The 9,867-nt window shown below is 35.6% G+C and carries 7 protein-coding genes; 5 read left to right on the top strand and 2 right to left on the bottom strand.

Going from position 1 to position 9,867, the window contains the following annotated elements; translation table 11 throughout:
* The 5 genes from MW688_RS16805 to MW688_RS16825 form a co-directional block, all read left to right on the top strand.
* A partial coding sequence (locus tag MW688_RS16805; protein WP_486737168.1) for a CHAT domain-containing protein occupies positions 1-1,835 on the top strand: 1,835 nt, incomplete at its 5' end.
* Between the two features lie 645 nt (positions 1,836-2,480).
* Positions 2,481-3,860: a sigma-70 RNA polymerase sigma factor region 4 domain-containing protein gene (locus tag MW688_RS16810; RefSeq protein WP_486737169.1), complete on the top strand. Its 1,380-nt coding sequence runs from the start codon at positions 2,481-2,483 to the stop codon at positions 3,858-3,860.
* Between the two features lie 58 nt (positions 3,861-3,918).
* On the top strand, positions 3,919-5,157 hold the full coding sequence (locus MW688_RS16815; protein ID WP_486737170.1) for a DUF1822 family protein: 1,239 nt from the start codon (positions 3,919-3,921) through the stop codon (positions 5,155-5,157).
* 36 nt (positions 5,158-5,193) lie between these two features.
* Positions 5,194-7,494 (top strand): CHASE2 domain-containing protein, encoded by a 2,301-nt coding sequence (locus MW688_RS16820; RefSeq protein WP_486737171.1) that lies wholly within the window; start codon positions 5,194-5,196, stop codon positions 7,492-7,494.
* Between the two features lie 42 nt (positions 7,495-7,536).
* Positions 7,537-8,445 carry a DUF928 domain-containing protein gene (locus tag MW688_RS16825; RefSeq protein ID WP_486737172.1) on the top strand — a complete coding sequence of 303 codons (909 nt, stop codon included), beginning with the start codon at positions 7,537-7,539 and terminating at the stop codon, positions 8,443-8,445.
* Between the two features lie 504 nt (positions 8,446-8,949).
* Here MW688_RS16825 and MW688_RS16830 read toward each other — a convergent pair.
* Both MW688_RS16830 and MW688_RS16835 read right to left on the bottom strand, forming a co-directional pair.
* Positions 8,950-9,207: a hypothetical protein gene (locus MW688_RS16830; RefSeq protein ID WP_486737173.1), complete on the bottom strand. Its 258-nt coding sequence runs from the start codon at positions 9,205-9,207 to the stop codon at positions 8,950-8,952.
* A 79-nt stretch (positions 9,208-9,286) separates the two neighbouring features.
* A partial coding sequence (locus MW688_RS16835) for an RNA-guided endonuclease TnpB family protein (RefSeq protein WP_486737174.1) occupies positions 9,287-9,867 on the bottom strand: 581 nt, incomplete at its 5' end.

Raw genomic sequence — 9,867 nt, forward strand, 5'->3', positions numbered from 1 at the left:
TCTATACTGAAGCCTTGGCAATGAGAAAGCGAATCTATGCCAACCAAGACCACCCAGATGTAGCCCTTAGCCTCAATAATTTAGCAGTACTTTACCAGTCACAAGGGAGATACAGCAAAGCCCTAAATTTATATACCGAAGCAAGTGACTTAGAAGAAACCATCATTGCCGAAAACCTCCTCATTGGCTCTGAAGACCAGAAAAAACAATTCCTGAATTTATTTCAAGGTAGCACCAATGGTTTCATATCCTTCCACCTACAAGAAGTACCCAATAACCTAGATGCCGCTAACCTCGCCTTCACCACCATTCTCCGCCGCAAAGGTCGAATTCTCGACGCTATGGGTCAAGTGTTAGAAAGCTTGAGTGATGATAGTGACCCAGCCACTCAAGACCTCTTTGACCAACTCGCCAGCACTCAAACCCAACTAGCTACCCTGTCCAATCGCCCTTTACCTAGTGACTCTCTTCTTCAACAACAAGTTAAAAGCCAACAAGAGCAACTTAACTCCCAAATGCGTAATCTTGAAGCCCAATTAAGTGCCCGCAGTGCTGAATTTGCCCAACAAACTACCCCGGTAACTATCCCGGCAGTACAGTCAGCTATTCCTACTGATGGGGTTTTGATTGAATATATTCAGTATCAACCCTACGACCCTATACAGGATAAATTCGGAGAGCCACGCTATGGGGTTTATATTCTCCTTCCTCAAGGTGAAGTGCAGTGGCTTGATTTAGGTCCAGCTAGTATTATTAATGCCCAAATTGAACAACTCCGTAGCCAGCTACAAGGAGGAGATAGAGGTTTAGGAACTGTGAGTACGGAATTTAACTTAGAAACTACCCAAGAGGCGGCTAGAGAACTTGATGCTCTCATTTTCGCCCCCCTTAGACCCTTGGTTGGCGATGCTACCCACTTACTTATTGCTCCTGATAGTAGTCTTAATCTGGTGCCTTTTGCCGTTTTAATGGACGAGGCAGAAGAATATCTCCTGGAAAACTACTTAATTACTTATCTCACCTCAGGTCGCGATTTACTCCGTTTAGACTTGTTTCGAGACCGTCAACCCTCACCCCCTGTCTTGATGGCTAATCCTGATTTTGATACAGCTAGGGTGGACAGTATTCCCCTCTTGGCTGACGCTACAGAAGAAACCACAGGTCAAAATAGAGCATCTCGACGTTCAGGAGATATAGAAACCCTAACTTTTGGCCCCTTAGAAGGCACGAAAATAGAAGGAGAACAGATTGAGGGGTTAGTAGATAATTTACTGGTGTTTACTGAAAGCGAAGCCAGTGAAAATAATCTCAAAGAACAATCCACACCGGAGTTTCTCCACTTAGCCACCCATGGTTTTTTCTTTCCACCTCAATCACAACCGAATGATTCACCAGAAGATTTGACCATCAGAGAAAACCCCTTACTCAGGTCAGGGTTAGCTTTAGCCGGGTTCAATCAAAGAGAGAGTGGGTCAGAGGATGGTGTGTTAACGGCTTTAGAGGTAACGGGTTTAAACCTGCGAGGCACCCGTTTGGTGGTGTTATCAGCTTGTGAGACAGGATTGGGGGATGTAGCACCAGGAGAGGGGGTCTATGGTTTAAGAAGGGCATTTACCCTAGCGGGAGCCGAAAGTCAGTTAATGAGTCTGTGGAAAGTGAGTGATGAGAAGACACAGGAGTTGATGGTAGCATACTACACACGCATCCTAGAAGGAGAAGACAGGGGAGAGGCATTGCGTCAAGTACAGTTGGAGATGATGGCCTCACAGGAAACTGAACATCCCTTTTTCTGGGGTGCTTTTATTCCTTCAGGAGACTGGAGGGCTTTGCCGTAGTTCTTAAATTGTCTCTAGTTATTGGGGAAAAACCTACCGCTTTACCTCTTAAGATCTAGTTCGGATGAATACTTATGGCGACGGCTATATGTCACAGTCTTTTTGGTATATTTTCTTTTCCGTTATCCGATTAAAGAAATTAAGGGCCATTTCATAACCGGATGCGCGTAAGCTAAGATGCACTTAAATTACTTATACTCAAAAACCAAGTATCGCCTGAAAACCTATCTAATATTGCCTATTTGCCTATTCCTCACATCTTCCACCAGTACTTATGTACCAAATTATTGTGGTCATCCGTTCCCCGGATTTTAAATCCGGGGCCATAGATGACCGCCTTCCGCGAGAAAAAGTTCATTTCTCTTTCGCCTAAGAAAAGGATCTTTAGAACAAAAATACTGAATACGCCTTGAGTGTCAACCAATTTTTAAGCGTTTAGCATTAATTCTTTAACTCATTACTTCAAGACTTCAAGACTTCAAAACTTAACCACAACCAGTAACATTAAATAAAGATGCAAGATCTGAGTATTCCCTATTCCCTGCTTAAACCCATTTTCAATACGTTTAAGCTTATCTATTGCTATATTCAAAAAAAACGACTAAGTTACTTCAAATATCACAACCATTCTGGCTAGACAAAAACATGAACTTCCCATCTCAACTTTCCTGGTTTTATACTTTACCTGACATGATTAAAGAAAATGCACAGGTATTAACAATTAAATGGCGTGTGAGTCATCGCGCTAAAATGAATGTAGACCGAATTTGTCAAATCACTGATAATGCTCAAGAAGCTTCAGTTGCTCGTCTTTTATATCAAGAGTTAAATGCTGCTAAACCTGGTAACGTTTTTGTAGAAAATTGGATTGCTTTTTTGTCTAGATATAGTGCAAAAGCAGCTCAAGAAGTCAAGGGTATTTTTCTGGCTTCAGGAATAGTTTCTACCAGCACATCTACTACTCTTTGGGAAGAATTAATTTTAACTGGTTTGTCATTAGCCTCTGAACCAAAATCTTTTTTAGCTAATTTTGACTGTCAAGACAATTCAAATATAATATGGTATAAAGTTTTGCATGGTTATTGTCGAAAAAAGGCTAAAGGAAAATTAATTGATCAATTAAGATTAAAAGAAGGTAGTAAAACTTTAATGAGGAGTAACCTTGGTTTAGTTGCTAGGTCAAGTGAGCAAAAAATAATAGAGTGTCTGTTATTTAGGGGAATAAAAAACTCAGAGATTGAGCGATATTTGCTGATTTGGAAATGTTTTCTAGAAGTAAAAAGCGTAAAAAAAATTAAGACCCAATCTCCCACTAAAGAAGATTTTCAATGTATTGCCGATCGCCTAAATATTCTCTTAGGTAAACAGGAAGATCAGCAGCTTTTTCTTTCGGTTGTTTTAGCTGATGATGTGCAAAACTATTTAAACGAAATTGGTAAGGCGATTCGCTACTTTATAGATAGACCAACTATATCTTTGGATATGCCGACTTCTACAGAAGAAAATAATAGCTTATTAGATTTTGTAGCTGATGAAAAATCACTAGCTGATTCCTCCCTCAATTTAGTTCAACAAAATATAACTATAGAAAGATTAACTAATTGTATCTGTGAATACCTTAATCAAGTAAATTCACAGGATTGGCTGATTTTATACTTAAGAGAATTAGTAAATCTTAAGCAGACAGAAATTGCCAAAATCCTCAATACTACTCAGAAATCAGTAAGCATTAAATACCGTAAAGCTTGGGAAAAATTATTAGAAAAATTACTAAAGCAAGAGGCTTTTGATTCAGACAATGTTAAACTTTCACCAGAGGCGATCGCTGATTTAAAAGAAGGTTTAATAGAAATCCTAAAAAACTATTTCCAAGAATCACTGTACAAATACTATAATTATTCAGCAAATCAGTCATTAACTACTCAACAAGTAATTAACTTTTTGCAGAAACAAGTTGAAGAGAAATCTTTAACAGTTACTAGTGCTTTGTTAACAAGCCTAGAACAATTAGTAAACAACAACTAACTTAATCAATCTGATTAAAATACCAAAATCATTTAACTCAATTGGAGCTTTTATAACTATGAATTCTACCTCTTTAAATTACAAACTCAATTTTTCTAATCAAATTTTAATTGATATTGATCCTCAAGCTTTAGAGAGAATTAAATCAGAGGCAGAAAAAACCATGCCTAATCATCTAGCTAAACACAATTATCTTTTGAATACTCTCTGTCTTGAAGCGGTAAGTAACTGGTTACGAGAAAATATTGTAGAAAATGAACAATCAATAAATATTCCTAACAATGATTATTTAAAATCTTGCTGGAATGTTATTTCAGGAACACCTTTATCAATTGATTCCCTAAAAATAGTTATTATTCCTGATGAAAACCTAGATATTTCTAGCCTTTCTATTCCCCGTGAATGGGTAGATATTCCTCAGTGGAGTGCCGACTACTATTTAGCAGCTCAAGTTAATCTTGAAGAAAGATTTATTTTACTTTGGGGATATGTTCATAGTAATACCATTAAACAAAAAGCCACCCTCGATACTTTTTATCAGCATTATTTAGTCTCTTTAGATTTAATGTCCCTAGATTTAGAATTATTTGGCATTACTTATGAATTTATAGATAAGTTACAACCACCAAAAATAAATAATCAAACAATTAGTAACTTAACCAAAAAAGAGGCTTTTCAAGAACTAAGTAGACCATCTTTATTTAGCCCGCGCTTAGATTTACCTTTTGCTATCTGGTCACAATTAATTACTGATTCTGCATGGCTACAACAACTATATCAACAGAAGCTCAAAAATTCAACTACTACTAATCATGCTACTAATTTATGGCAATGGCTAAAAGGAGAAATATCATCTTCTCTGAATTATGGCTGGCAAGAAATAAATAATCTTTATGATCTAAACACGAATCCAATTCCTGCCTTATCTGTAGCTACTCGTGGTGCGGAAATGAGTATAAACAATTATCGAGTCAAAAAGGCCAAAATAATTGATTTAAAAGTGGAGATAAACCAACGAACTCAAGTAATTTTTTTAATTGCCATTTCTCAAAAAACAGATGATAGCTTTAGTATTGTTTGTCAATTATATCCTGAACCCAGCTCTAAATTTTTACCAAAATCTGTCAATTTAGAACTAATGTTTGATTCTAAGTTATTAAAAAAAGCTACTACTCGCTCTCAAGATCAATGTTTGCAAATCGGCTTTACTAGCAAAATGGAAACATCATTTACCTTACAAATTACTTTCCAAGAGCAAATATGTTTTGCTGAAAACTTTTTCCTAAAAAATATGTAAACTAGTCCGTTTTTAGTTATATAAGACTTAATACTCATGCTTAAAAAATTCTGGCAAACTATCTCTGCTAAAATCATCAAGACAAAAAAATTATTGGGAAAATCAATTTCACCCAAGCAAATCACTATTAATTTTGGATGTGGTAACTTATCAACCGGATTTAACTCGGTAACTATTCAAGAATTTAACCAACATAACTCTTTGTTAATTCAAAGACAAATCAGCTTACCGAGTGCCCCTCATCTAGAGTCATTAATACAAAATTGGCAAACATTATACTACTCTATTTACGAAGTTTATAATTTTCGCAGTGGTATTGAACTAGACACAAATATTCCTACTAATATTTCCGTTTTAGATCTAGATTATTTGATACAACAGTTAAAAGATGGTCTTAATGAATGGTTACTTCCCCTAGAAGAAGAATTACTCTACTATTTTCAGATAACTGAGAAATCAAAGATTATTCTAACTAGTAACGAGCAAAAACTACAGAGAATTCCTTGGCATCTATGGAAATTATTTAATAATCTTGATTCTTTAGAATACGCTTTCAGCGTTTCCAATTATAAGCAAGAATGGAAAAAATCTGGCACACCGGAAGGTTTAGTAAGGATACTAGCTGTTTTTGGTCATAGTAATGATTTAAATTTAGAAAGCGATCAAAAAGCACTTAAATCTCTTCCTCATACCGAGATTTGCATCCTAGAAAATCCTGATCTAATTGAGTTAGACCAAAAACTGAGAGAAAAACCAGGTTGGGATCTACTTTTTTTTGCAGGGCATAGTCAAACTAAAGATAGTTTAGGAATTTTAAGAATTAATAACAGGGATTCCCTAACCATGAATGAGCTGAAATCTTCCTTAGCTAGTGCCACTAAAAATGGTACACGATTAGCCATTTTTAATTCTTGTGATGGATTAGGATTAGCTAATGCTTTGCAAGGAGTTGGATTTTCTCATGTTATCGTAATGACAGAGCCAATTCCAGACGCTGTTGCACAAATTTTTGTCAACTGTTGGCTTTCAGAATTTGCTCAAGGCAAATCCTTTTATCTGGCAACTAGAAAAGTAAGAGAGCGATTGAAAATATGGGAAAATGATTATCCCTGTGCAAGTTGGCTACCTGTAATTTTTCAAAATCCTACTGCTAACCCTCCAACCTGGCAGAAACTAAAAAAAACAGGTGTTTTTCCTTGGCGTATCTCCGCTATAACTAGTTTGCTATTAACCTGTTTAGTGATTGGAATTAGAGCAACTGGATTATTACGACCTTTAGAGTTTTATCTATATGATGCGTTTTTAGCTTCCCGTTGGCAGGAGACAATGGATGAGCGAATTTTAATTGTTACGGGTCAAGATGAAGAACAATTTGGTTTTCCTTTTTCTGATGAAATTATAGCAAGAACTATAGAAAAGCTCAATAAGCATCAACCTAGAGTGGTTGGCTTGGATATTACTAGAGATTTTGAGGAGATGGAAGAAAATAATCCCCTCAAACAGATGTTTTCTCAGTCAGACCTAGTTACTGGTGTTTGTACACCAGAAGAAAGCACCCAAACATCCGATAGGGGATCTTCTCTATATACTTCTGAAAAAATGGGTTATGATGGCGTGTTTTACGATTTTGACGGCATATTACGTAGAGTCTCTCTGTTTCAAACTCCTGATAGTAATGATAAATGTCGAGCGGATCACTATTTGGGAACTAAACTAGCTCTTAGATATCTAACTCAAGAATCAATTCAACCTCAAATTATCCCAGGAAATATTGTTCAAATAGGTAAACAAAAATATTATCCTTTACCCTCTTATACTGGTGCCTATCAGCAAAAAGGACATTGGGGCTACGAAATCTTAATTAATTATCGGCAAGGAAACTCTCCCTTTCGTGTTGTTTCTATTGCTGATGTTATAAATGGTAATATTGATACTAATTGGATTAAAGATAAAATTGTTTTAATAGGTATGGATTTACCTAATACAGATCGACATTCTTCCCCTGTGGATATCGATACTCCTGGTGTAGTAGTTGTTGCCCATGTAACTAGTCAAATAGTCTCTAATGCCCTTGATAATCGTCCCCTAATTCAAATTTATCCTTTCATTGTAGAAATTGGTTTAATTTTAGTTAGCTCAATTATTGGGGTTATCTTGAGTCAAAAATATAATAGTAATCGAGGTTGGATAGTCGGTTTTATTTTCGGTGTATTCATCTTACCAGGCTTAGGTTGGGTTTTTTTGGTGGTTTATGGTTTCTGGCTACCATTGGTTCCCCTAGAATTAGCCTTTTTTAGTAGTTATATAATTAGACCTTTATACCTTCAGAGAGTTTAGCAATTATTACTGTTTTTTAAAACAATTACGCAGAGAATGATAATGAAAAGAACAATTATAGCTTTTTTATATCTGTTGAGGGATAAACTTTATCCTTTTGAAGCAGGTATAGGTTTACTTAATGGTGTTAAAAACCGCTCTCTAGCCAAAATAATTAAGTTTATTTGGCGTTTTTTTGTCACAATTGTTATTATTTATAGCCTAGTTTATTTGAGTAGTTTTTGGCTCAATCCTATTCATAACCAAGTTTTATCTAATGAAAATAATTCGATTTCTTATAGTTTAAACTTTACTCCACCAAATCGCGGCAGAAGTGATGGTAATGGTACAGAAAATCGCGGTAGAACATCATCTCGTTCTTTAGGTAATTTACAAGCAATTATTCCTTGGCATCATCAAGATTCTTCTTTACAAAGACCTATTTATCAAAGCATAACTTCTTTGAGTCATCCGGTTTTTTGGTTATCTTATCAAGGTGATTTACCAGCAGAGAATGAGTTGGTAATTTATTTAGAAATTAGAGACATTGAAACTGAGGGGAAAAAATATTTTTATCAAGATAGTTTTCCATATAGTCCTCAATCTCATTTACTCAGGTTAAAGTTACCTGAGGATGCTCCCTCTCTTTTGAGTAATCATACTTATCAATGGAAGGCGATCGCTAGTAAAAATGACAAAATAGATGGGGAAGCTTTTGGTCTGATGAAGCGAATTACTATACCCTTAGAAACTGAAGCAGAATTAACTAGAGTTACTTGTGAACAAAAATTAGAAATTTATGCCCGATTGGGCATCTGGCATGAATTATTAGACACCTTAGCTCAATTACGCAAAAATTATCCTGATGATATTCGGTTTCAAAATGCTTGGTATAACTTATTAACTAAACATAACCTGTTGGAGGCGATCGCCTTGGAAAATAAGCTTAATGAGGTGAGAAGAAACCCCTGATGTAGAAGCGGTATAACTCAGACCCTACATTAATTTCTTAGACAAAATCTCAAAAAGCGTCAAATCACAAGTTGCGGTTTTTGTCAAGTTTTATGTTAAGAAATATGTTTATAAAGCCCCCCTTAGTAAGCTATGCTTTATAAGCAACTCTGAAACCCTTGTATAGCAGGGAGCACCGGAGCACGGGAGCAGGGAGAGGGGTTTTAAGTAAAATTACTTAAGTTTTGGATAAAATGTATATTACTATACATTATTTTCTTAAACAAAATCTGAAAAAGCACTCACCCACAAGTTGGTGTTTTTGTCAAGTTTTATGTTAAGAAAGATGTTTATAAAGCATAGCTTAGTAAGCTCATATCTTCCAATACAGATAATTTACTTAGTACAAAATATTAATGGTGCGTTACACTTCGTTAACGCACCCTACTATAGCTATAATTCTAAATTCTACATTCTAAATTCTACATTCTCTGTTCACCAGTAACTGTTGACATAAATAAAAAGCTACCATTTTAGTACAGCAGCATCTATACCCTCTTCACGGCGCACTTTAGCATCTTTTTCAAACCAAGCGATAATGTGCTCATGGGTTAAATCTTCCACAGCTAAATCTAAATCATTGGCGATGATTTTTAACAGTCTTAAAGAAGAAATAGTTAAACGAGTCAAAAACTTTTCCGAGGAAGAGAGTAAGGCTTTATCTACATCAGCAGATTCAGTTTCTGTAAGGAAATTAGGAGAATTAGATAGGGATTCATTCATTGATTTTTTTTGATATCTTTTACAAAAATTAACAAAGCTAATTATTACTATGATTGAGAAGCAGCCTGCTGTGCAACATTTAACCTTGACAAATCTGGCAATTACTCACCAAATCAGTCAATAGTATAGCATCACTAGTTACAGTGAAGGTCGTTGCCGACAAAGCCTTCAACATAATGTTAAAAGCGCCGTTTGCGTCTCTTGGAGCTTTATAATTGCAGTTGGGACATTTAAATACTTTGTTGGCTCCTAGTTTTTCATGGACATGGCCACAGTTAGGGCAGGTTTTAGATGTGTAAGATTCATTGCACCTTACAACTAAAACGTTTTTCCTTAAGGCCATTTGTTTTAAATGCTCTGCGAATTTGTAATGACTCCAAGTCAGCATATTTCTGGTTGATTTAGAGTTAATCTTTCTTGTTGATTTAAGAACCATTTGAGATGTTTCAAATGTTGGCAGAAAAATAACTTTGTAGTTATTCACCAGAAATGCAGCTACTTTACTATGTAAATCTTTCACCAAGTTTTTAATCTTAACTCTAATTCTTTCTGCCGCTTTACGCATCTTAAATCTTTGACGCTTAGATGTAGATTTAGCGATTTTACTCATTAAGTTGTTTGAGTCGGTGGGTATATTACTATACCACGCCTCTCTTCCGA

Source organism: Johannesbaptistia floridana (assembly GCF_057440575.1).

What these genes read in the sequence shown, in the direction of transcription:
- MW688_RS16810 (WP_486737169.1), top strand. Translation starts at nt 2,481, where the DNA reads ATGAACTTCCCATCTCAACTTTCCTGGTTTTATACTTTACCTGACATG.
- MW688_RS16815 (WP_486737170.1), top strand. Translation starts at nt 3,919, where the DNA reads ATGAATTCTACCTCTTTAAATTACAAACTCAATTTTTCTAATCAAATT.
- MW688_RS16820 (WP_486737171.1), top strand. Translation starts at nt 5,194, where the DNA reads ATGCTTAAAAAATTCTGGCAAACTATCTCTGCTAAAATCATCAAGACA.
- MW688_RS16825 (WP_486737172.1), top strand. Translation starts at nt 7,537, where the DNA reads ATGAAAAGAACAATTATAGCTTTTTTATATCTGTTGAGGGATAAACTT.
- MW688_RS16830 (WP_486737173.1), bottom strand. Translation starts at nt 9,207, where the DNA reads ATGAATGAATCCCTATCTAATTCTCCTAATTTCCTTACAGAAACTGAA.